The sequence below is a fragment of the Larkinella sp. VNQ87 genome, from assembly GCF_049445795.1.
Lineage (GTDB): Bacteria > Bacteroidota > Bacteroidia > Cytophagales > Spirosomataceae > Larkinella.
Genome location: NZ_JBMSDT010000011.1, coordinates 243,015 through 265,960 on the forward strand (window position 1 = coordinate 243,015; position 22,946 = coordinate 265,960).

The window sequence follows — 22,946 nt, forward strand, 5'->3', positions numbered from 1 at the left end:
TTTGATTGTTGGATCATTCTATTTCTTTTTGTTTTCCAGCATGAGCAATTGCGGGAACGACGTAACGCCTTTGAAAAGTAACTGGGTCATTTCGCCGAAGGTGTGAAAATAGGAGCCCAGCACAATATCCACGTCGCCGTCGTGGTCGAAGTCGGCGGCTTCCAGCGTGAGCCATTTGCCGTGCGCGCCCTCGGGTGTGGAATGCGGTTTAAACGTCAGTCGCCCTTCGTTGGTCAGGTAGACAAAACTTTGCTCAGGCTGGGGCAATTCGGTATAGAAAGCCGTAGCGGCAATGTCCAGATCGCCGTCCTGATCGAAATCGCGCGCGATGGCTTTGCTGGCCCCGTATAACGGATAAAACCAGGCTTCCCGGAAATTATCCTTCCCGTCGTTCAAGTAAATCCGAACGCCGTGGTAGTTCTTCCGAATGGCCGAATAATCCCAGTTGTCGCCATTCGTCAGCAAAATATCCCGAAAACCGTCTTTATTGAAATCTGCCAGTTCGAAATAACTGGACCCAAAAACCGGCGAAAACTGCAACACGGTTTTTTCCCGGAACCGCCCGTTGCCCTGGTTGTAATAAATGCTAACTTCTTCCCGCGCCTGGGCCATCAGGACCATGATGTCCGGTTTTTTGTCGCGGTTAAAATCCGCAATTTCTACCCGTCGGGCACCGGGTACGGCTTTTAAAATTTGCTCTTTGGTAGGTTGAAAACCGTCGTACCAGATCAGCTTGCCCGCGTTGTTGCCAAAACCGCAGACGACCACATCGTCCCGCCCATCGGCATTCAGGTCGCCCGTAGCAAACTGTACCGGTCGCGGAAGCTCGCGGATGTTAACGGGAACAGAACCGGGTTTGGCCGATTTTTCCAATGTCATGAGTCGGCCCAACTTCTGGTCGGAAGGGCTGAAAATACCGATGGTTAGCAACCGGGGGGCGGCATTTTTCGGGAAGTCAATGTCCGTCGCCGGGGTGTCGATCCACCAGGTATTCGTCAGGTGAAACCGGGCGTCGAGCACGTACAGGGCATGCTGGGCATCGCCGACGTAAAGCTGATTGGTGTTGGGGTCAAACTTGAGCAGCGTCGTTTGCGGCACCTGCTTATCGCCGACCGACAATTCACGAACGGCAAACAACGGGAGCTGATTCGTAACGGGCGGAACCGGTTTTTGCGGCAGCGGTTCAACCGGAGCGTTCGCTTCATAATACCGCACAATCCGGTTCCAGTCGGCGCGGGAAAGCTGGGGTGTTTCGGGATAGACGTTCAGGGCGCTGATGGCCCGGGCTTCGTCGGCCGGCAGCGGTGGCAGGGTGTCGTGTTCGGGGAGCCTGATGCCCATGCGCCGGGCCATCACCGGCAGCACGCCCGTCACCCAGGTCTTTTTATCGAGGAGCGCCGGTTCCGGAAAGCGGTGGCAACTGCTGCAATGCTGCCGGGCGAGTTGCTGGTCAATTACTGCCGAATCGGATGCAGAGAACGGTTCGTCCTTCTGTCTGAATAAACTGGGAGTAGCATCCCACAACGAAAGTATTCCAACTGAAAGAAAAATACTCAGTGCAAGCTTGACAAAAGGCATTCAGAAAGAAGACAGCGGTGAAACAAAAAGCAAAAAGATTGGGTTCGGCAAAGCGGTTTCCCAAAATAAGTAAAAGTGAATGGGTAATGAGCAGCTTTCTTGTTCGGGTAACTTCTTTTCAAGAGATAATTGATCTGTGCTCAAAATCCAAAATAAGCCTCGGTTGATTCTTAACGAATTAAATAGTCACAATACTATAGTGATTTTGTATAATTTAACCATAAATTTAAATAATCGTATCCTTATTGTTAAATTTTTTAAAAAAGGAATATATTTGTCCCTAAATCTAATTTAACGAAATATTCTTATTGTTTTCTGGGGAATTAAAGAACAATAATGGGCTTATTATAAAGAGTTGAAAGGGCCTTTTTGTGATTTTGAACGAAAGCAGTAAAAAACCGTAAAATTCATAACCAACCTAAAAATCCAATGAAAGAATGTAAAACGAGATTTACCCTCTTTTTTGCCTTACTACTGTTGTGTACCAGCGTAGTCTGGGCGCAACAAGTGAATGTACAGGGAAAAGTGACGGACGCAAACCAGGGCGCCATTCCGGGGGCCAACGTTCTGGTGAAAGGCACAAACCGGGGAACGATAACGGACTCGGAAGGGCGGTATTCGATCAGCGTCAGCAAAGGCAGTGTACTGGTAATCCAGTCGCTGGGGTTTGTGGCCCAGAATATTACCGTAGGCGATCAGACGACGATTGACGTCGCACTGGTCGAAGATGACAAAACGCTCGATGAGGTAGTTGTAACGGCCCTGGGAATTGCCAAGGACAAAAAGGCCCTGGGCTATGCCGTCACCGAAGTGAAAGGATCGGATTTCACCCAGGCCCGCGAAATCAACCTGGGGAATGCCCTCTCGGGGAAAGTTGCCGGGGTTAACGCAACGGCCACGGCCACCGGCCCGGGCGGTTCGAGCCGGGTCATTATCCGGGGAAATGGCTCGCTGAGTGGGAACAACCAGCCGCTGTACGTCGTCAACGGCGTACCCATCGACAACACCAACGTCAACTCGGCGGGGATGTGGGGTGGTACCGACAGCGGGGATGGCCTGAATAGTATCAACCCGGATGATATCGAAACCATTTCGGTTTTGAAAGGGGGAACGGCGGCTGCGCTCTACGGTTCGCGGGCCTCGAACGGGGTCATCCTCATTACGACAAAAACCGGGAAAGGCCAGAAAGGCATCGGCGTGGAATACAACGGAACCTACACGATGGACCGCCCACTCAACCTGACCGACTGGCAGTATGAGTACGGACAAGGCATTCGGCAGGCCAAACCGACCACCCAGCAGGAAGCCATCAACACGGGAGCCCAGTCGTGGGGTGCACGAATTGATGGAGCGCCTTACATTCAGTTTGATGGCGTGAGCCGGCCTTATTCAGCCCAGAAAGATAATATCAAGAATTTTTACAATGCCGGTAGCACCTTCACGAACACCGTTGCGGTGGCCGGAGGGAACGACGCAGCCAGCTTCCGCTTCTCGGCTTCGAACCTCGACTCCAAAAGCAGCGTTCCGAATTCGGGCTTTAACCGGAAATCGTTTAACCTGAGCGCCAACGCCAATCTATCGAAAAAAGTGGTTTTCGAAGGCGTCGCCCAGTACAACGTAGAAACCGGAACCAACCGGACGTTCCTGTCGGATACGCCGAAAAACCCGAACTTCGGGGTGCATATGATTGCCAATACGGTCGACATCCGGTCGCTCGATCCGGGTTACGACAGCCGGGGCTACGAAGCGCTCTGGAACAGCAACGTTTATGCGCAAAACCCGTACTTCGTCATCAATAAGGTGAAAAATGAAGACATCCGGAACCGTTTCCTGGGTTCGTTCAGCCTGCGGTACAACATCACTGACTTCCTCTATATCCGGGGCCGCGTTGGTACGGACAACAACATGATGAAGTACGTAGCCATCGAACCGACCGGTCTGGCCTATGCCACCCAGGGAGCCATGAACCGTCGGCAGGTCCAGATTCAGGAAACCAATGCGGAAGTCTTGGTGGGCTTCAATAAAGAGTATGGCGCTTTCTCGGTGAATGCCCTGGCGGGTGGAAACCGGATGCGTCGTTCAACGGAAGAAATGAGCTTCAACGGGAGCCAGTTCAACGTGCCGTTCAACTACTTCCTCGATAACACGATCAACAAAACACCGGGTTACGGGTACAGCGGTTTTGGCATCAACTCCTTGTTCGCATCGGCCGACCTGGGCTACCAGAATGTGCTGTTCCTGACGTTGACGGGTCGCCAGGACTGGTTCTCGACGCTGGCCAAAGAAAACAATAGCCTGTTCTATCCGTCGGCCGGGTTAAGCTTTGTCTTTTCGGACGTATTGCCGAACAAGGGCAACTGGCTGAATTACGGAAAAATCCGGGCCTCACTGGCGCAGGTGGGGGGTGGTTATCCCAACCCGTACGCCCTGAACCTGACGTACGCGCTGGAAGGCAATTCCTACATTGGTGGTGTTCCGTTGATGCGGATCAATGGCGGAACGATTCCGAATGCCCTGCTGCAACCGAACACGTCAACGACTACCGAGTTTGGGGTAGAAGCCAAACTGTTTAATAACAAACTGGGCGTCGACCTGACGTATTATAACCGGGTTACCAAAAACGACCCCGTAACGGCTTCAACGTCATCGGCTTCCGGCTATGGCAACGTCTTGCTGAACGTTGGGGAAGTCGTCAACAAAGGGGTGGAAGTGTTGCTGACGGGTACGCCGTTCAAAGCCGCCAGCGGTTTTACCTGGAACGTGGCTTACAACATGGCCTACAACGACAACAAAGTGGTGAAAATCGCCGACGGCCTGACCCGGCTCGAACTGGATCAGTCCCGGACGCAAAGTGCTTATGTCTATCACTTTGAAGGACAACCGTACGGGATGCTGGCGGGCTACAAAGCCATGACGGACGCCAACGGCAACATCGTTTACAACACGGCAACCGGTATTCCGATGCGCAGTGAGTTCATGGCGCTGGGCCGTGGGGTGCCACCCCTGACAATGGGGTTGACCAATACGTTCTCCTACCGGAATTTCTCGATGAGCTTCCTGGTGGATGCGAAATTCGGCGCCAAACTCTACAGCGCAACAAACTACTTTGCTTATTCCCGGGGTCTGCATCAGGAAACGCTGGTGGGCCGCGAAGGTGGTTTGACCGTGACGGGTGTTTCGCCGACGGGTGATGCCTTTACGCGGACGTTTGCCGGTCGGGATGTTCAGGATTACTACAGCGGTCTGACATCGATCACCGACCAGTTTATCTACAGTTCGGACTTCGCCAAACTTCGTCAGTTGACCTTTGGCTACACGTTGCCCAAGTCGTTCCTGGAAAAAACGCCGATTCAGTCGGTCAGCCTGTCGTTTGTGGCCCGGAACCTGTTGCTGCTCTACAGCAAAGTGCCGAACGTCGATCCGGAATCGACCTACAACAGCGGCAACGCCCAGGGTCTCGAAATGTTTGGAGTACCACCGGCCCGTAGCTATGGTCTGAACCTGATGGTCCGTTTCTAAGAACTCACTGAACTTAACATGACTAGAATAATGGTAAATACACTAAAAAGAAGACGACTCCCGATTCTGGCGGGTATTCTGAGCGCCAGTCTCGTGTTCTCCTCTTGTGACAACGGTTTTGAGGAGCTGAATACCAACCCCAATGCGCTGACAACCCCGGTTATTCCGAACCTGTTTTCGTACAGCGTGGTGAAAACCGCCGGAACCGGGTACGAAAACCACCGGGGTAACTTGATCTACGCCGGAGCAATCATCCAGCATTTTGCGGCTCTGAACACCTACTGGTCGGGGGATAAATACCTGTACAATGGTCCGTACTCGGATGCTTTTTTCGAAACCGCCTATGGCTCGCACGTCAAAGAACTGGAGCAGATCATCTCGCTGACGAAAGATGATCCGGCGCAATCGAACCTGTACAATGTGGCACGGATTTTCCGGGTATTTGCCTATCACCGGATTACCGACCTGTACGGCGATATCCCCTATTCGGAAGCAGCCAAAGGCTATCTGAACAATACGTTTTCGCCGAAATACGATCGCCAGTCCGACATTTATGCCGATATGCTGAACGAACTGGATCAGGCGGCTCCGGCGCTGGATGCCACGAAAACCGGCTACGGTACGGGCGATATCATCTACGGTGGAGACCTGACCAAGTGGAAAAAGTTTGCTTATTCGCTGATGCTGCGGCTCGGTATGCGCCTGACCAAAGTCGATCCGGCCAAAGCCGAACAATACGTAAAGAAGGCCATCGCCGGGGGTGTGATGCAGAGCAATGACGACATCGCCAAAGTGAACCACGCGGAAGGCGATGACAACAAACGGAACCTGGACAGCAACACGCTGAAAACGCAGGAATACGACGCGGCCAACCTGAAAGGAAACGCCAACAGCAAACTGAGCCAGACGTTTGTTAACTTCCTGAAAAACAACAACGACCCGCGTTTGCCGTTCATCGCCACGCTTTGGGAAGGTAACGCCGACCCCACGAAAGAGGCTTCGGCAACCGACCCGGCCAAGCAGAAAGGCTTGCCGAACGGTTACGACGTCACGACCATCCGGACACTGATCCCGACCTGGAACGACCAGTCGATGGCGACGTATTCGGAAGCCAACCTGAACAAAATCGCCAACAACGCGGCCCCAACGGTTTTCCAGAGCTATGCCGAAGTAGAATACCTGCTGGCCGAAGCGGCTCTGCGGGGCTGGGGTGATGGGCAGGCGGCTTCTCACTACAACAAAGGCGTGACGGCAGCGATGAAAATGATGTCGCTCTACGGCGGAACGATCTCGGATGCAGCCATCACGGCGTATCTGACGGCGAATCCCTACCGGGCAACTGGCACCACGGCACAGCAGATGGAGCAAATCGGAACGCAGTACTGGGCGGTGAACTTCCTGAATTCGTACGAAGCCTACGCCAACTGGCGCCGGACCGGCTACCCGGTTTTGACACCGACCAACTACCCCGGCAACGAAACCGGCGGAACGATTATGCGTCGGTTGCGGTATCCGTCGTCGGAGGCCAGCCGGAACGCGGCTCAGTACAATGCCGCCATTGCGGTTCAGGGCCCCGACCTGTTTACGACCCGCGTCTGGTGGGATAAACAATAAGCAACTTGTAGAATATTTGTAACTTACGGGTTAATGGGTCACGGCATCGAGGGCTTGTTAACCCGTAAGCTTTTTAGATGATCACTTTTATTCTTTCACTGCGATTCGGACGGTTTTTACGGCTACTGGGCTGGGCATTCGGTTGGATTGCCGGAACACAGGCGGTCGCACAATTTACCCTGCTTTCTCCCGAGCAAACCGGCGTTCGGTTTGTGAACAAACTGGTCGAAACCGAGCAGCATAACGTGCTGGCCTACGAATACTTTTACAACGGCGGGGGCGTGGCCGTGGGCGATCTGAACAACGATGGGTTGCCCGACCTCTACTTTACCGGGAATATGGTGGCCGACCGGCTGTATCTCAACCAGGGAAATCTGAAATTTAAAGATATTTCGTCTTCGGCGGGGATTGGCAAGGGACTCGGCTGGAAAACCGGGGTGACGCTCGTGGACATCAACCGCGACGGCTGGCTGGATATTTACGTTTGTTACTCGGGGAGTGGTCGCCCGGACCTGCGCCGAAACCGGCTGTACATCAACAACAAAAACCTGACTTTTTCGGAAAAAGCCGCTCAGTATGGGCTGGATTTGCCGACGCACAGCACCCAGGCGGCTTTCTTCGATTATGACAAAGACGGTGATCTGGACTGTTTCCTCCTGAACCACAACATCAAGGATTTCAAGCGGTTCGACGCGGCTGCGGTCAAGGCGATGCGCGACGAATTTGCGGGCGACCGGCTGCTCCGCAACGACAACGGCAAATTTGTGGATGTCAGCCAGGAAGCCGGAATCAAAGGCAATCCGATCGGGTTTGGCCTGGGTGTCGCCATTGCCGACATCAACCTCGACGGCTGGCCGGATATTTACGTCTCCAACGACTACATCGAACAGGATTACCTCTACCTCAACGATGGCAAGGGCCATTTCCACGATTCATTGGGCGAATCGGTGGGGCACCTGAGCTATTTTTCGATGGGCAACGAGGTGACGGACATCAACAACGACGGCTGGCCCGACATTTTCACGCTGGACATGCTGCCCGAAGACAACCGTCGGCAGAAACTGCTTTACGGCCCGGAGAATTACGAAACCTACCAGAACATGCTCCGCAACGGGTTCGACCACCAGTTGATGCGGAACATGCTGCAACTTGGTATGGGGCGGAGAGCATGGGGCAGAGGGCATAGGGCAGAGGGCATAGGGCAGGGGGACGTGCCGAGTGCTTCAAGTTCCACGACCAATCCGGCCATTCCTAACCCCTCTGCCCAAACCCCTCTGCCCTCTGCCTCAACCCCTCTGCCCATCTTCAGTGAAATCGGGCAGTTGGCAGGGATTTCAAATACCGACTGGAGCTGGTGCCCGTTGTTTGCCGATTTTGACAACGATGGTTTGAAAGACTTGTACGTGACGAACGGCTACCTGCGCGATTACACCAACATGGACTTTATGAAGTTTTACGCCGACCAGCAACTGAAAATTGCGCGCGGTGATTCAACGGCCATGATGGACATTCTGAAGCAGATGCCCTCTACCACCACACAGCATTACATTTTCCGGAATACGGGTCAGTTGACGTTCGAAAATAAGGTGAAAGCCTGGGGACTTGATCAGAAAGCGCTTTCGAACGGAGCGGTTTATGCCGATTTGGACAACGATGGCGATCTGGAAATCATCACGAACAACATTAACGTTCCGCCCTCGATTTACCGCAACGACAGCCGGGTTGCTGATCAGCATTATGTGCAAGTGCAAATCGGGAACAGTCCGGCGACACGCTCGGCTGGAGCGAAAGTCTGGATTTATCAGGCAGGAAAGATGCAGTATCAGGAGTTTAATCCGTCGCGCGGTTTTCAATCCTGCATGCATACCCCGCTACACTTCGGACTGGGTTCGGCGACGACTGTCGATAGCCTGCGGATCGTCTGGCCCGACGATCGGACACAGGTATTACGGCAGGTGAAGGCCAATCAGAAGCTGGTGTTGAAACCGGAAGATGCTGCCGGAACGTACAATTGGGCGACCCTGACGGAGGAAAAACCGCTTTTCGTGGAAGTTGCAAATGACACGTTGCCGTACCGCCACCAGGAAGATACGTACAACGATTTTAAGCGCCAGTTGTTGATTCCCAATATGTTGTCGTTTCAGGGGCCGCATCTGGCGAAAGCGGATGTCAATGGTGATGGGTTGATCGATCTGTATGCCGCCGGAGCCAAGGGACAAGCCGGTTCCCTGCTGTTGCAACAGAAAAACGGGAGTTGGCTGGTAAGTCCGCAACCGGCTTTTGACGCGGATAAGATGCACGAAGATACCGACGCCCTGTTCTTCGATGCCGACGGGGATGGCGACCCGGATTTGTACATGGCCAGTGGCGGTTTTGCTTATTTGTCGGACGATCTGTTGTTGCAGGACCGGCTGTATCTGAACGATGGCAAAGGCAATTTTACCCGCCAGCCCGACGCCCTGCCCGGCGAAACCTTCAGCGATGCCTGCGTGGTGGCGCTGGATCTGGATAAAGATGGCGATCTGGATTTGTTCGTGGGGGGGCGGGTAGTTCCCGGGCGCTATCCCGAACCAGCCAACAGCCGGATTCTGCTAAACAATGGCAAAGGCGGTTTTACCGACGAAACCGCCAAACTGGCCCCGTTCCTCACTAAATTCGGTCTGGTTACCGACGCTGTTGCACTGGATATCGACAAAGATGGCTGGCAGGATCTGGTGGTGGTCGGCGAATGGCTGCCTATCACTGTCTTGAAAAATGAATCGGGCAAATTCACTCATTCACTCATTCGCTCTTTCACTCATTCGGAAGGCTGGTGGAACCGCGTCGAAGCTGGTGATTTGGACAACGACGGCGACCTGGATCTGCTGGTGGGCAATTTCGGGAAGAACTGCCAGATGAAACCGACGGAGCAGGAACCGGTTACGGTGGTGTACGGCGATTTTGACCAGAACGAAGCCATCGACCCGTTTCTGTGCTACTACAACCAGGGCCGCTCGTATCCGCTGGTGAGCCGCGACGAAGCCCTGAACCAGTTGTTTCCGCTGCGCCGGAAATTCCCAACTTATCAATCGTACGCCGATGCAACGCTGAAGGAAATCCTGACGCCCGAGCAATTGAAGCTGGCTGACACGCTTCAGGCTACAGCATTCAGTTCCATTATTCTGGAAAACAAGGGCGATGGCACATTTACGAAACACGATTTGCCGGTCGAAGCGCAGTTTGCCCCCATTTATGCCATCGCTCTTGTTGATTACGATGGCGACGGTTTGAAGGATCTGCTCGTGGGCGGCAACCAGTCGTACACCCGCATCAAAATCGGGAAAATGGACGCCAATTATGGCTTTCTGTTCAAAAACGAAGGTAAGTTTCGCTTCTCGTACGTACCGCAGACTCAATCCGGTTTTTGGGTGGAGGGCGATGTGCGGGATATTGTCATTCTGGAGCAGAAGGACAGCCTGAACATTATGTTTGGCCGTAACAACGATACCCCCCGGGTTTATCGGAAAACCCGTTGATGATGAAAAAAACAGTCTTCTTTTTTGGGTTGGTTCTTATCGGTTTGACCGGATCGATGGCAGCGCCACCCGCCGAAACCGATGCGGCCGTTTATGCCCGGACGCTGAAAAAACTGACCGATGTGATGGTGAACGATGTGACCGGCCCGTGTGCATCGGCGCGGTATTATGCCTATGCCAATCTGGCGGCTTACGAGCTACTTTATCAGGAGCAACGCCCAGCCACTTATGTCGCTTTTGAAGGGCGCTTACGAAAGTACCCAACCTTTGCAAAACCACAACCCAATGCGGGGGTCGATGCCCGGTTTGGTAGTTTGTATGCACTCTTGCGGATGGGAGAGGAATTGCTTCCTTCGGGATACTTGCTTGAAAAAGAGCGTGATGCGTTGATAAAAGAGGCTAAAAGCCGGTACCAATTGTCCGACGAGCAACTACTGGCTACCCGGACGTATGCCGATACGCTGGTGAAAAAGCTGGTGAAGTACGCGGCCCAGGATGGGTACATCAAAACTAGTGGTTACATGCGTTTTACACCCTCGGAACAGCCTGGTTCGTGGCAACCGACCCCGCCTGCCTATTCAGAAGCCTACGAACCGTACTGGCCCACCCTGCGCCCGTTTCTGCTCGACAGCGCAGCCCAGTTTCGGCCCAAACCGATGGTGCCTTACAGCGAAGCCAAAGATTCTCCCTTTTTCCGGTTGGTGAAAGAAGTGTACGACACCACCCGTGCGCTGACCGACCAGCAACGGCATATCGCCAATTTCTGGGACTGCAACCCTTTTTTCCTGAATCAGAAAGGCCATGTGAGTTTCGGAACGAAAAAAATTACACCGGGCGGTCACTGGATGGGCATTACGAGCATCGTCTGTACGCAACGGAACCTGTCGCTGGCCGAAACCGTCCGCTGGCATACGCTGGTCGGGCTGACGATGGCCGATGCGTTCATTTCCTGTTGGGAGGAGAAGTACCACAGCAACCGCATTCGTCCGGAAACCGTGATCAATCAGCAGATCGACCGCGACTGGCGACCGATGTTGCAAACCCCCCCGTTTCCGGAATATACCAGTGGGCACAGCGTGATGTCGGCGGCCGTTTCGACGGTGCTGACCGCGCTGGCGGGCGAACCCATCGGGTACACAGACACCGTCGAGGTGGAATTCGGGATTCCGGCGCGGTCGTTCCGATCGTTCGAGCAGGCGGCCAATGAAGCAGCCATTTCCCGGCTGTACGGCGGGATTCACTTTCGCGATTCCATTGAAAATGGCGTCGCCCAAGGCCGACAGATTGGCCGGTTCGTGATTCGGCAACTCGGCTTACCCTAGCATCCAAGTTTCACTACCCAATACAACCCACTTACGGTTTTAAACCGGCTCTCGTATGAACCATAAATTCCTTGCGCTTTGTCTGGCAATCGGCGTCTCGCTTTCCGGTTTTGCCCAGCAACATTCCGAACAAAATCACTCCAAATACGTCTGGCCGACCGACAGCCTGGTCCGCAAAAAACTGGGGCAGTGGCAGGACGTTAAATTCGGACTGCTGATGCATTGGGGTACCTACAGCCAATGGGGCATTGTCGAATCCTGGTCGCTCTGCCCGGAAGATGAGGGCTGGTGCGAGCGCCGGGGGCCGTATGCCAGCAATTGGTACGAGTACAAAAAAGCCTACGAAAATCTGCAAACGACCTTCAACCCGACCCGGTTTAACCCCGAACGCTGGGCTGAGGCCGCTAAAACCGCCGGGATGAAGTACATGATCTTCACGACCAAGCACCACGACGGTTTTTGCATGTTTGATTCCAAACAAACGGAGTACAAAATCACCGGCACGAAATCGCCGTTTGCGGCCAATCCGCGCAGCAACGTCACGAAGGAAATTCTGGGGGCCTTTCGGAATCAGGGCTTTATGGTCGGGACCTATTTCTCGAAACCCGACTGGAACGTCGATTCGTACTGGTGGCCGTATTTTCCGCCGAAAGACCGCAACGTAAGCTACGATCCGAAGAAGTATCCCGAGCTGTGGAAAAAATACCAGGACTTCACCTTCAACCAGATTCAGGAATTGATGACCGATTACGGGAACGTCGATATTCTGTGGCTGGACGGCGGCTGGGTGCGTCCGGCCAGTACCATCGACTCGACGGTGAGCTGGCAGCGGACGATTCCCTACAGCCAGGACATTGACATGGCCCGGATTGCGGGCATGGGACGCCAGCGCCAACCCGGTTTGCTGGTCGTCGACCGGACGGTTTCGGGCGAGTTTGAAAATTACGTGACGCCCGAGCAGCAGATTCCGGACCATCACATGCCGATTCCGTGGGAAACTTGCCTGACCATGGGCGATAGCTGGTCGTACATTCCAAAAGAAAACTTCAAATCGGCCCGGAAACTGGTGCAACTGCTAGTGGATGTGGTCGCCAAAAACGGCAACCTGCTGCTGAACATCGCGCCCGGCCCCGACGGCGAATGGCACGAAGAAGCCTACGGTCGGCTGAAGGAAATCGGCGACTGGATGCAGGTCAACGGCGAGTCGGTGTACGGCACCAAACCGCTGGCTCCGTACCGCCAGAACCAGTGGGCTATCACGACCAACGGCAAGGCGTCCTACGCTTCGTACTTGCCCACGGAAACCGAAACCGCACTTCCCGCCAGCCTGACGCTGCCGATAACGCCCACCCAGGCCAAAGCGACCCTGACGATTTTGGGAACGAAGCAGGCGCTGAAATGGAAAAAAGCAGGTAATGGTATTGAGGTGAGTATTCCGGAAAAAGTCCGGCAGCAACTAGCCGGAAAACCGGTCTGGGTATTCAAACTAGTGTGATGTATAAACGACCCTATCCCATGAAAAACCGCATTCTCTTCTTACTGCTCTGTCTGACGACCGCGTGGTCGGTTCGGGCGCAGCGCGTTCATACCTTCAGCCAGGGGCTCGCCATCGGGCCGTGCCACCAGTACGGCCGCGAGGCTTTGTACACCGATCAACTGGCGTACCATCTGTACCGGGGTGATTTGAAAAAACCGGTCGCCGGGCAGGGCATAGCCGACAACAGCGCCGACACCCTGCGCTGGCAAACCGTCACGCCCGACAAGGAGGGCAAATTCCGGGGTCGCTCGTTCAACAACGGGTACTTGTACCTAATCTACCAGGCCGACCGGGATGAGGTCGCGGTGTTACACGCGACGGGCCATAACATGGTGTATGTCAACGGAGCGCCCCACGCCGGTGATCCGTACGCCCTGGGGTATATGCACGTGCCGGTTTCGCTGAAAAAAGGGCTGAATGAAATTTACGTCCGCACCTCGCCGTTTTCGCGGTTCCAGGGGGTAATGGCGAAGTTGCTTTTTCCGGAAAAGCCGGTGACCCTGAACACCGAAGACCCTACTCTGCCGAGCGTGGTATTGGGTAATCAGGCCGAACCGATCTGGGGCGCGGTGGTGCTGGTGAATGCCACGAATAAGGTGCTGACCGGATTAAAGCTGAAAAGCCAATTGGCCGGAAAAGAACTGCTGACGGATGTACCGGCGGTTCCGGCCCTGACGACGCGCAAGGTCGGTTTTCGGATGGATGCCTCGGGGGTTGCGAAAAAAGAGGACGGTAAGGTGTCGATTACCTTGCTGCAAGCCGGAAAACCGCTAGACGGTAAAGACCTGACGCTGTCGGTCGCCGGGCCAGGTGAGCATTACAGCCAGACGTTCGTGAGCGCCATCGACGGTAGTGTGCAGTATTTTGGCGTGGCTCCGCAAAGCAAACCGGATGGGCAGGCTCCCGCGTTGTTTTTGTCGGTTCACGGGGCTGGGGTTGAGGGAATCGGGCAGGCTCGGGCGTATCAGCCCAAGGACTGGGGCGTTCTGGTGGCTCCGACCAACCGCCGACCGCGCGGTTTTAACTGGGAAGACTGGGGCCGTCTGGATGCGCTGGAAGTGTTTAATCTGGCCAAAAAGCAGTTCAAGCCCGATCCGCAGCGGATTTACCTGACCGGCCACTCAATGGGCGGACACGGCACCTGGTATCTGGGCGCGACGTTCCCGGGCCATTGGGCCGCCATTGCGCCCTGCGCCGGGTATCCAACGCTGGCGGGCTACGGTTCACACGACGGCAAAATCCCGGAAGAAGGCGCGAATGCAATGGAGAAAATCCTGCTGCGTGCGAGCAATCCGAGCAACGTGATCGCCCTCGCATCGAACTACAAACCGCTGGGTGTGTACATCCTGCATGGCGACGCCGACCGGACGGTTTCGGTGGAATACGCCCGACAAATGCGCAAATTGCTCGGCACGTTTCACCCGGATTTTACGCACTACGAATACCCCGGCGGTTCGCATTGGTACGGCAACGAGAGCGTCGACTGGCAACCGCTTTTCGACTACTTCAAATGGCACCGCATCAAGGCCGACAGTGCCATGAATGCCCTTGATTTTACGACGGCCAACCCGGCAATTTCCTCCACGATGCGCTGGGCCACCATCGAGCAGCAGGAACATCCGTTGCAGTACAGCCGGGTGCAGGTAACGCGGGACAAAAAGGCAAAAACGATTACGGGAAAAACCGACAACATTCACCTGCTGTCGTTGAGTCTGGCAGATTTTGCGCCGGGCGAAACCGTCACGATTACGCTGGACAGCCTGAAAACCGTCAGCCACCGGGTTAGTCAGGCCGACGAGCGGCTGTATCTGGTCAAAAACGGTGACTGGGCCGTTGGGGCAAAACCGGCCGCGACGCAGAAAGGGGCGCACCGGAACGGGACCTTCAAGGAGCCGTTTAACCACCGGATGGTGTTTGTGTACGGAACGGCGGGCACGGCGGCTGAGAACGAGTGGGCCTACAACAAAGCCCGCTATGATGCCGAAACCTGGTACTACCGGGGCAACGGAGCGGTGGACATCATTCCGGACAAAGCCTTTACGCCCGCGCAGTACGCCGACCGGGGCGTGGTGATTTACGGCAATGCAACGACCAACCGGGCCTGGAACAGCCTGCTGGCAAATTGCCCGATTCAGGTCAGTCGGGGCCAGATGACGGTGGGAGCGGAACGGTTTTCGAGCGACGACCTGAGCGCTTACTTTGCCTGGTCGCGCACCGATAGCCCGGTGGCGTCAGTGGCCGTAGTGGCCGGAACCGGTTTGGTGGGGATGAAAGCCGCCGATGCCAACCAGTATTTTGCGGGCGGCAGCGGTTTTCCCGACTACATGATTTTCGGGCTGGACATGGTCAAAAACGGCATCAAGGGCGTTCGGAAAGCCGGTTTTTTCGACAACAACTGGCAACTGGAACCGCAGGAGTCGGTCGGGCGGTGAGTGGCAGGGTCAGGCGGGCGTAAAGATGTCCCGGATGCCCATCCGAAAACCGCTGATCACCTCGGATTCCAGTGTGCCGTCTTTGAGTTTCTGGGCCAGTTCGAACACGTTGCCGTTGAGCAAATACTGCTCGACGGTTTCGTGTTCGACATCCACGATCCAGTATTCCTGCACGCCGTGCAAGGCATAGTCAGTCATTTTAATCCCATAATCTCTGTCTCGTGTGCTGTCGGACAGGATTTCGACGACAAAATCCGGGGGCGGGAAGGCGGATTGTTTTTGTTCAAACTGGTCCGCTTTTTCTTTTTTCCAGAAACAGATGTCCGGCTCGTAATCGTTGCGGGTCATCCGAACCATGACTTTTTCGTAACCTACTCTTCCCAGGCGATTTTCATAAACGTACGGGAGTAACCAACGATTAATATTACTGGACGCCATCCAGTGACGTCCGTAAACCGGTGAATGATAGATGATTTCGCCCAGAATAAATTCTGCTTTCTTCCCTTCGTCTACATCGGCCCAAAACTGGTGACGACGGCGCTGCTCGGCCTGCCAGGTGTTTTCCAGTTCGTCCAGCAGTTCGCGCAGGTTCGGCGCTTTCAATAAGTCGTCGATGAGTTGCATAGCGGGTGTGATACGGTTTTTACAAATATACGAAGATTTACGGCTGGCTGTAACAATCCGGATTTGCCGGTTTATTTTTGCGCGAAAGGTTATATGCCGCTAACATTTCTCTTTACATACGAAAAGTAACCCCTCAATCATGAAACTATTTCGTTTTGGTGAGCCGGAAAACGAGCGCCCCGGTGTGATGCTGCCTTCGGGGGCCAGTCTGGATGTATCGGCTTTCGGCCAGGATTACGACGAGGCTTTTTTCACCAACAATGGCGTGGAAAAACTGGCCCAGTGGCTGGAAACTAACCAGGGTAGTTGCCCGAGTGTGCCTGGCAACGTCCGGCGGGCGTCGTGCATCAAGCGGCCGTCCAAAATCGTCTGCGTGGGCCTGAACTACGCCAAACACGCGGCCGAAACCAACGCGCCGGTGCCGGTCGAGCCGATCCTGTTTTTTAAATCGACCACGGCGCTGGTTGGTCCCGACGATAACGTGGTGATTCCGAAAAAATCCGAAAAAACCGACTGGGAAGTCGAGCTGGCGATCATCATCGGCAAAAAAGCAACCTACGTTTCGAAAGACGAAGCATTTGAGTACATCGCCGGGTACGCCGTGCACAACGACTACAGCGAGCGGGCGTTCCAACTCGAACGCGGTGGGCAGTGGGTAAAAGGCAAAAGCGCCGACACGTTTGCTCCGCTGGGGCCGTTTCTGGTCACGAAAGACGAGGTGCCAAACCCCAACAAACTGGGCCTGTGGCTGCGGCTGAACGGCGAGACGCTCCAGGATTCGAACACCGACGACATGATTTTCGACGTTCCGACGCTCGTGAGCTACATCAGCCAGTTCATGACCCTGCTGCCGGGCGACGTCATCTCGACCGGCACGCCCGCCGGGGTCGGCATGGGCCTCAAACCGCAACGCTTCCTCCAGCCCGGCGACGTGGTCGAACTCGGCATCGAAGGCCTGGGCACCCAGAAGCAAACGGCCGTTTCTTATAGTTAAAAATTAAAAGTTAAAAATTAAAAGTAATGCAGTTGATCGCATGACAGACTCAAAGGAGAGTATTGTCCAGACAAAAGCGTTTGCTTTTGCCGTTCGTATTGTCAATCTATACAAATGGTTAATTGAGAACAAAGTGCCTGTTAAGATTGCGGAGCAATTATTAAAAAGCGGAACGTCAATCGGCGCGAATCTGGAAGAAGCTACAGGCGGTTATTCACGCAAGGAATTTGCGGCTAAAGTAGGAATTTCCTACAAGGAAGCGCGGGAAACCCGGTATTGGCTTCGCTTATTACATGCCACAAACTACCTGACCGATCAAATGGCAACATCGATGCTGACTGATTGTGAAGAATTAATTCGCATTTTAGCCGCCATCCAGATCAGCTCCCAGAAGCCGACTGCGTAGCCTTACTTTTAATTTTTAACTTTTAATTTTTAACTCTTTATGACGATCGACGCGCATCAGCATTTCTGGTTTTATGATCCGGAGCGGGATACGTGGATTACGGACGAGATGCAGCGCATCCGGCGGGATTTTCTGCCTGCCGATCTGGAACCGGTGTTGAACGCAAATGGCATCGACGGCTGCGTGGCCGTGCAGGCCGACCAGTCGGAAGCCGAGACGGTTTTTCTGCTGCAACTGGCTGAAGCGTATGAGTTTATCAAAGGCGTGGTGGGCTGGGTCGATCTGCGGTCAGAGAAACTCTATGATCGGCTGGAATACTTCTCGCAGTACGAAGAACTGAAAGGCTTCCGGCACGTCGTGCAGGCCGAACCGGAGGACTTTATGATGCAACCGGAGTTCATTCGCGGGGTCCGGCAACTGGCGGCTTTTGATTTTACGTACGATCTTCTGATTTATCCGAATCAGCTCAAAGCCGCTCTGCACCTGGTCCGAACGGTGCCGGAGGTGTCGTTCATCATCGACCATATCGCCAAACCGTACATCAAAGACCAGAAAATTACGACCTGGTCGAATTACATGACCGAGATTGCCAAACAACCAAACGTATATTGCAAAGTGTCGGGCATGGTGACGGAGGCCGACTGGCAACGCTGGAAACCGGACGATTTCCGGCCGTACCTCGACGTGGTGTTCGAGCATTTCGGACCCGATCGGCTGGTGTTCGGCTCCGACTGGCCGGTGTGTCTGGTCGCTGCGGAGTATGAGGCCATGAAAAGCATTGTCGAAGAGTACGTCAAGCCCTGGGGCGATGCCGCCTGGGCCAAATTCTTCGGTGAAAATGCCGTCAGGTTTTATAATCTTTAGTACCCACGGACCGCCGGGCGGCCCCGTTTAGTCCGTGTTTTTTAGGACGCTGTTTGCAATTGGTTTACAATAAGGAGTGTGTAGTTTGTTAAGTTAGGGCGCTGATAAGTAAAGGCCTATTCTTAACAGTAAATAAATTAGCTACTTACATCATTTAGTATTGGAGAACACGGACTAAAGTCCGTGGGTACGGATATGAACCTTAATCTGAGAGAGAAAGTCGTTATTGTTACCGGTGGCGCCAAAGGGATTGGCGAAGGAATTTCAACCGTGCTGGCTGCCGAGGGTGCTATTCCGGTGATTGTGGGGCGCAACGAAGCCGACAACCAGCGGGCGGTGGAAGCCATCACGGCGGCCGGTGGGCTGGCCTTTTCGGTCGTTGCCGAGCTGACCAAACCGGAAGAATGTAAAAAAGCCGTCGACCAGACGCTGGAGCGGTTTGGCCGCATCGACGGGCTGGTCAACAACGCAGGAGTGAACGACGGCGTCGGGCTGGAAAAAGGTGACTATGAACGGTTTATGCAGTCGCTGCACAAAAACATGATTCATTATTACCTGCTGGCGCATTATGCCCTGCCCGCCCTGAAGGAGTCGAAAGGTGCGATTGTGAACATTACCTCCAAAACCGCCGAAACCGGTCAGGGCAACACCTCGGCCTACGCGGCTGCCAACGGCGGTCGGAACGCCCTGACGCGCGAATGGGCCGTCGAACTGCTGCCGTATCGTATCCGGGTCAATGCCGTGGTGGTGTCGGAATCCTGGACACCGTTGTACGAAAACTGGATCAAGACCTTCGACGATCCGCAGGCCAAGCTCGACAGCATAGTGTCGAAAATACCGCTCGAAAAACGCATGACCACCCCGGAGGAAATTGCCAACATGGTGGTGTTTCTACTCTCGGATAAATCAAGCCACACGACCGGGCAGTTGATCTACGTCGACGGCGGTTATGTGCACCTCGACCGGGCGCTGACCTGATTTACAACGGTTTACGGTTTATAGTATTCAGTAAACGGACTTTGACTGTAAACTATAAACCGTAAACTCTAAACTAGTTTGACAATCGAGTGATTTACTGAATCAATCCTTTTCATGGCATCCGTACCCTCTTCGACCACCACGACCCAGGCCACCGGCTCGGCGCGCAGCTACACGTTGGCGTTTGCCTTGGTGACGAGTTTGTTCTTTTTGTGGGCCTTCGTCCACAACCTGGAGCCGATTTTGATTCCCCACCTCAAAAAAGCCTGCCGGTTGACCGATTTGCAGTCGGCGCTGATCGACTCGGCGGTGTATCTGGGCTATTTCCTGATGGCGCTTCCGGCGGGGTACGTGATGAAAAAGTACGGCTACCAGCGGGGCATCATCGCGGGTCTGGTGATGTATGCAGCCGGAGCCTTTCTGTTCGTGCCAGCCGCCGACACCCGGCTGTACGGTTTTTTCCTGGGCGCGTTGTTCATCATCGCGTCGGGTTGTGCGTTTCTGGAAACGGCAGCCAACCCGTACGTAACCATTCTGGGCGCGCCCGAAACCGCCACCACACGTCTGAATTTCAGCCAGTCGTTCAACGGTCTGGGGGCTTTTTTGGCCCCGTTGGTGGGTGGGCGCGTCATTTTGAGCGGCATTGAACACTCGGATGCCGAACTGGCCGCCATGTCGCCCGAACAACTTAACAGCTATTTGCAATACGAAGCGGATCAGGTCAAACTGCCATACATCGTCATCGGGGTCGTGGTGGTGGCCGTGGCGGCTCTGTTCATGTTTACCAAATTGCCCGACATCAGCGACGGAGAGAAAAAAGCGCCTTCGACCCTGGCTTCCGTCTGGCGGCACCGGCATTTGCGCTGGGGCGTTATTGCGCAGTTTTTTTACGTGGGAGCGCAGGTGTGCGTCACGAGTTTCTTCATTCGGTTTGCCAAGTTTTCGAGCAATGTTCCCGAAAAAACCGCTGCCGAATGGCTGGGCTGGGCCATGCTGGGCTTCCTGATCGGCCGGTTTATCGGCACCTACCTTTCGCGCTTCGTAGCGGCCAACCGACTACTGACGATCTACTCGCTGATCAGCGCGGGCCTGCTGGCCGTTGCTATGACGATGCAATCGAGCATTGCGGTCTGGGCCATTTTTGCCGTACCGTTTTTTGAGTCGATCATGTTTGCCACCATTTTCTCATTGGGAATCAACCGGTTAGGAAACGATACCGAACTGGGCTCCTCACTGCTCGTGATGGCGATTGCCGGGGGCGCGTTATTCCCGGTTTTGATGGGCTACATTTCCGACCAGAGCAACATCAAACTCGCCTACATCGTCCCGCTGCTCTGCTTCCTCGTCGTCGCCTACTACGGCTGGCGGGCGTACAAACCGGAAACCAATGAGTGAATGAGTGATTGAGTGATTGAGTGAATAGCTTCGCCATTTTCTGCTTCCAGCGGAGCTATTCACTCAATCACTCATTCGCTCATTAAAAAATTAAACAATATGCGTTACTGTTTTGCCCTTGATTTGAAAGACGATCCGGCGCTGATTACTGAGTACGAACAATACCACGAGAAGATCTGGCCGGAGATTGAAGCGAGCATCCAGTCGGCGGGAATTACGGACATGGAAATTTACCGCATCGGAAACCGCCTGTTCATGATCATGGAGACCGATGCGTCGTTTTCGTTCGAGCGAAAAGCAGTAATGGATGCCGAAAACCCGACGGTACAGAAATGGGAAACCCTGATGTGGACCTACCAGCAGGCGCTGCCGATGGCAAAACCGGGTGAAAAGTGGTTGCCACTGAACCGAATTTTCAAGCTTTGACCGTTGCCAGAGATAGAAGCGGGCATTTGTGCGTACTTTTGACGAAACCAACCGTTCACCGTATGCGTACAATCGGTCTGTTTCTGGCTGTTTTTCTGAGTGGGTTTTTCCGGGAAACGACTGCCCAATCAACCCTCACGGTTTTAACCTATAACATCCACCACGGCACCAATGAAAAGGAGCATAATACCATCGTACAAATTGGTCGGCTGATTCGGGAATACAATCCGGATCTGATCGCCTTGCAGGAGGTTGACAGCGTCACGACCCGCAGCCGGAAGGCGGATCACCTGAGCCAACTGGCCCGGCTGACCTCCATGCACCCGCTTTTTGCCAAATCCATCGATTTTCAGGGCGGTAAGTACGGGATAGCGGTGCTCTCAAAATACCCTATCATTGCCAGTCAGCGCATGGAGTTGCCCAATCCGGACAAAACCGAACAGCGGGTTTTGCAGTGTGCCTACGTGGAATTACCGAATGAAAAAACGATCCGGTTTTGCAATTCGCACCTCGACCACCAGTCGCCCCTGAACCGGAGCCTGCAACTGGCGTTTATCAATACGGTGCTCGAAAACAGCATTCAGCCGGTAGTCTGGTGTGGTGATTTGAACACCGATCCGGATGATCCGGAGATTGAAAAGTTGATGGGCCGTTGGGTCGATGCCGGGAAAGATTCGCGGACACCGACACTGGTCGGTTCCGGGGCGCGGATCGATTACATCCTGACTCTGAAACAGAGCGAACTGCAACTGGTGCGGTACCGGGTGCTGAATGTACCAAAGTATTCCGATCATTTGCCGGTTTTGGCGACGTATCGGTTCCGAAAACCCAAAAAAACGGGGCGGTGATGGTTAGTTGTGAGCGGGTAAACTCCTCTTTTCACTAGGATCATCGACTGCCCGATGAAAACTGCTCACTAAAGAATGAAAGTTGCTTTATTTCTGCCGTGTTACGTCGACCAGTTTTACCCCAAAGTCGGAATTGCCACCCTGGAATTGCTCGAAAAACTGGGCTGCACCGTGACGTATCCGCTCAACCAGACCTGTTGCGGCCAACCCATGGCCAACTCCGGTTTTGAGCACCTGGCGCACGATTGTAACGAGCTGTTTGTGAATAACTTTGGCGATCAGTACGACGCCATTGTCTGCCCGTCCGGGAGCTGTGCGCTGCACATCAAGCTGCACCTGCATTCGGACAAGCGCGAAGCCGACGCGACCTACATCCGCGACCACGTTTACGAACTGACTGAATTCCTGACCGATGTGCTGAAGGTGGAGGACTTACCAGCCCGGTTTCCGCACAAGGTCGGATTGCACCAGAGTTGCCACGGGCAGCGCGGGTTGCACTTGTCGCAGATGTCGGAACTGGTGGCGGCTCCGTTTTCAAAACCGGAAAAGCTCCTGAACATGGTCGATGAACTGGAACTGATCACGCTCGACCGGAAGGATGAGTGCTGCGGGTTTGGCGGTACGTTCTGCGTGTTTGAAGAAGCGGTTTCGGCCCGGATGGGCGTTGACCGCGTCGAGGATCACGTCCGGAACGGGGCCGAGGTGCTGACGGGGGGCGATATGTCATGTCTGATGCACCTGGAGGGCATTGTCCGGCGGCAAAAACTGCCCGTGAAGGTGATGCACATTGCGGAAATCCTGAATCAGGTCTAACCGCCTAAAAAATAGTTGTACGGTTTTCTTGACTATATGTAAAGCTAGTTTTACATTTGGACAACTAAACTTTATACGACT

General features: G+C 54.2%; 16 protein-coding genes. 14 read left to right on the plus strand and 2 right to left on the minus strand.

Annotated features, from left to right (window positions below):
* Nucleotides 1-18 precede the first annotated feature (18 nt).
* A complete protein-coding gene (locus ACO2Q8_RS20290; protein WP_423346674.1) occupies nt 19-1,578 on the minus strand; it encodes an FG-GAP repeat domain-containing protein in 1,560 nt (519 codons plus the stop codon).
* Between the two features lie 477 nt (nt 1,579-2,055).
* On the opposite strand from ACO2Q8_RS20290, the gene ACO2Q8_RS20295 reads away from it, so the two are divergent.
* The 6 genes from ACO2Q8_RS20295 to ACO2Q8_RS20320 all read left to right on the plus strand — a co-directional run bounded on the left by ACO2Q8_RS20295 (nt 2,056) and on the right by ACO2Q8_RS20320 (nt 15,517).
* Nucleotides 2,056-5,097 (plus strand): SusC/RagA family TonB-linked outer membrane protein, encoded by a 3,042-nt coding sequence (locus ACO2Q8_RS20295; RefSeq protein ID WP_423346675.1) that lies wholly within the window; start codon nt 2,056-2,058, stop codon nt 5,095-5,097.
* A 30-nt stretch (nt 5,098-5,127) separates the two neighbouring features.
* Nucleotides 5,128-6,711 carry a SusD/RagB family nutrient-binding outer membrane lipoprotein gene (locus ACO2Q8_RS20300; protein ID WP_423346676.1) on the plus strand — a complete coding sequence of 528 codons (1,584 nt, stop codon included), beginning with the start codon at nt 5,128-5,130 and terminating at the stop codon, nt 6,709-6,711.
* A 77-nt stretch (nt 6,712-6,788) separates the two neighbouring features.
* Nucleotides 6,789-10,226: a VCBS repeat-containing protein gene (locus ACO2Q8_RS20305; protein ID WP_423346677.1), complete on the plus strand. Its 3,438-nt coding sequence runs from the start codon at nt 6,789-6,791 to the stop codon at nt 10,224-10,226.
* Between the two features lie 2 nt (nt 10,227-10,228).
* A complete protein-coding gene (locus tag ACO2Q8_RS20310; protein WP_423346678.1) occupies nt 10,229-11,548 on the plus strand; it encodes a vanadium-dependent haloperoxidase in 1,320 nt (439 codons plus the stop codon).
* 55 nt (nt 11,549-11,603) lie between these two features.
* On the plus strand, nt 11,604-13,043 hold the full coding sequence (locus tag ACO2Q8_RS20315; RefSeq protein WP_423346679.1) for an alpha-L-fucosidase: 1,440 nt from the start codon (nt 11,604-11,606) through the stop codon (nt 13,041-13,043).
* A gap of 20 nt (nt 13,044-13,063) precedes the next feature.
* On the plus strand, nt 13,064-15,517 hold the full coding sequence (locus ACO2Q8_RS20320) for a prolyl oligopeptidase family serine peptidase (RefSeq protein WP_423346680.1): 2,454 nt from the start codon (nt 13,064-13,066) through the stop codon (nt 15,515-15,517).
* 9 nt (nt 15,518-15,526) lie between these two features.
* Here the strand turns inward: ACO2Q8_RS20320 and ACO2Q8_RS20325 are convergent, their stop codons facing one another.
* Nucleotides 15,527-16,141: a Uma2 family endonuclease gene (locus tag ACO2Q8_RS20325; RefSeq protein WP_423346681.1), complete on the minus strand. Its 615-nt coding sequence runs from the start codon at nt 16,139-16,141 to the stop codon at nt 15,527-15,529.
* Nucleotides 16,142-16,280: 139 nt separating this feature from the next.
* Between ACO2Q8_RS20325 and ACO2Q8_RS20330 the strand changes: the two genes are divergently transcribed.
* From ACO2Q8_RS20330 to ACO2Q8_RS20365, 8 genes are all read left to right on the plus strand, one after another.
* Nucleotides 16,281-17,135, plus strand: a complete 855-nt coding sequence (locus ACO2Q8_RS20330) for a fumarylacetoacetate hydrolase family protein (protein WP_423346682.1) — start codon at nt 16,281-16,283, stop codon at nt 17,133-17,135.
* Between the two features lie 40 nt (nt 17,136-17,175).
* On the plus strand, nt 17,176-17,541 hold the full coding sequence (locus ACO2Q8_RS20335) for a four helix bundle protein (RefSeq protein WP_423346683.1): 366 nt from the start codon (nt 17,176-17,178) through the stop codon (nt 17,539-17,541).
* A 39-nt stretch (nt 17,542-17,580) separates the two neighbouring features.
* Nucleotides 17,581-18,405 (plus strand): amidohydrolase family protein, encoded by an 825-nt coding sequence (locus tag ACO2Q8_RS20340; RefSeq protein WP_423346684.1) that lies wholly within the window; start codon nt 17,581-17,583, stop codon nt 18,403-18,405.
* A 195-nt stretch (nt 18,406-18,600) separates the two neighbouring features.
* Entirely contained in the window at nt 18,601-19,383 is a 783-nt protein-coding gene (locus ACO2Q8_RS20345) for an SDR family oxidoreductase (RefSeq protein WP_423346685.1), read from the plus strand.
* 114 nt (nt 19,384-19,497) lie between these two features.
* Nucleotides 19,498-20,778 (plus strand): L-fucose:H+ symporter permease, encoded by a 1,281-nt coding sequence (fucP, locus tag ACO2Q8_RS20350; RefSeq protein WP_423346686.1) that lies wholly within the window; start codon nt 19,498-19,500, stop codon nt 20,776-20,778.
* Between the two features lie 99 nt (nt 20,779-20,877).
* A complete protein-coding gene (locus ACO2Q8_RS20355) occupies nt 20,878-21,204 on the plus strand; it encodes an L-rhamnose mutarotase (RefSeq protein WP_423346687.1) in 327 nt (108 codons plus the stop codon).
* 62 nt (nt 21,205-21,266) lie between these two features.
* A complete protein-coding gene (locus ACO2Q8_RS20360) occupies nt 21,267-22,052 on the plus strand; it encodes an endonuclease/exonuclease/phosphatase family protein (RefSeq protein WP_423346688.1) in 786 nt (261 codons plus the stop codon).
* 75 nt (nt 22,053-22,127) lie between these two features.
* Nucleotides 22,128-22,865: a (Fe-S)-binding protein gene (locus tag ACO2Q8_RS20365; RefSeq protein WP_423346689.1), complete on the plus strand. Its 738-nt coding sequence runs from the start codon at nt 22,128-22,130 to the stop codon at nt 22,863-22,865.
* The last annotated feature ends 81 nt before the right edge of the window (nt 22,866-22,946 follow it).

Bases quoted from the DNA above. Each gene is read 5' to 3' on its own strand.
- ACO2Q8_RS20325 (WP_423346681.1), bottom strand. From the start codon at position 16,141: ATGCAACTCATCGACGACTTATTGAAAGCGCCGAACCTGCGCGAACTG.
- ACO2Q8_RS20290 (WP_423346674.1), bottom strand. From the start codon at position 1,578: ATGCCTTTTGTCAAGCTTGCACTGAGTATTTTTCTTTCAGTTGGAATA.
- ACO2Q8_RS20355 (WP_423346687.1), top strand. From the start codon at position 20,878: ATGCGTTACTGTTTTGCCCTTGATTTGAAAGACGATCCGGCGCTGATT.
- ACO2Q8_RS20300 (WP_423346676.1), top strand. From the start codon at position 5,128: ATGGTAAATACACTAAAAAGAAGACGACTCCCGATTCTGGCGGGTATT.
- ACO2Q8_RS20340 (WP_423346684.1), top strand. From the start codon at position 17,581: ATGACGATCGACGCGCATCAGCATTTCTGGTTTTATGATCCGGAGCGG.
- ACO2Q8_RS20305 (WP_423346677.1), top strand. From the start codon at position 6,789: ATGATCACTTTTATTCTTTCACTGCGATTCGGACGGTTTTTACGGCTA.
- ACO2Q8_RS20330 (WP_423346682.1), top strand. From the start codon at position 16,281: ATGAAACTATTTCGTTTTGGTGAGCCGGAAAACGAGCGCCCCGGTGTG.
- ACO2Q8_RS20320 (WP_423346680.1), top strand. From the start codon at position 13,064: ATGAAAAACCGCATTCTCTTCTTACTGCTCTGTCTGACGACCGCGTGG.
- ACO2Q8_RS20360 (WP_423346688.1), top strand. From the start codon at position 21,267: ATGCGTACAATCGGTCTGTTTCTGGCTGTTTTTCTGAGTGGGTTTTTC.
- ACO2Q8_RS20310 (WP_423346678.1), top strand. From the start codon at position 10,229: ATGAAAAAAACAGTCTTCTTTTTTGGGTTGGTTCTTATCGGTTTGACC.
- ACO2Q8_RS20345 (WP_423346685.1), top strand. From the start codon at position 18,601: ATGAACCTTAATCTGAGAGAGAAAGTCGTTATTGTTACCGGTGGCGCC.
- ACO2Q8_RS20365 (WP_423346689.1), top strand. From the start codon at position 22,128: ATGAAAGTTGCTTTATTTCTGCCGTGTTACGTCGACCAGTTTTACCCC.
- ACO2Q8_RS20315 (WP_423346679.1), top strand. From the start codon at position 11,604: ATGAACCATAAATTCCTTGCGCTTTGTCTGGCAATCGGCGTCTCGCTT.
- fucP (WP_423346686.1), top strand. From the start codon at position 19,498: ATGGCATCCGTACCCTCTTCGACCACCACGACCCAGGCCACCGGCTCG.
- ACO2Q8_RS20335 (WP_423346683.1), top strand. From the start codon at position 17,176: ATGACAGACTCAAAGGAGAGTATTGTCCAGACAAAAGCGTTTGCTTTT.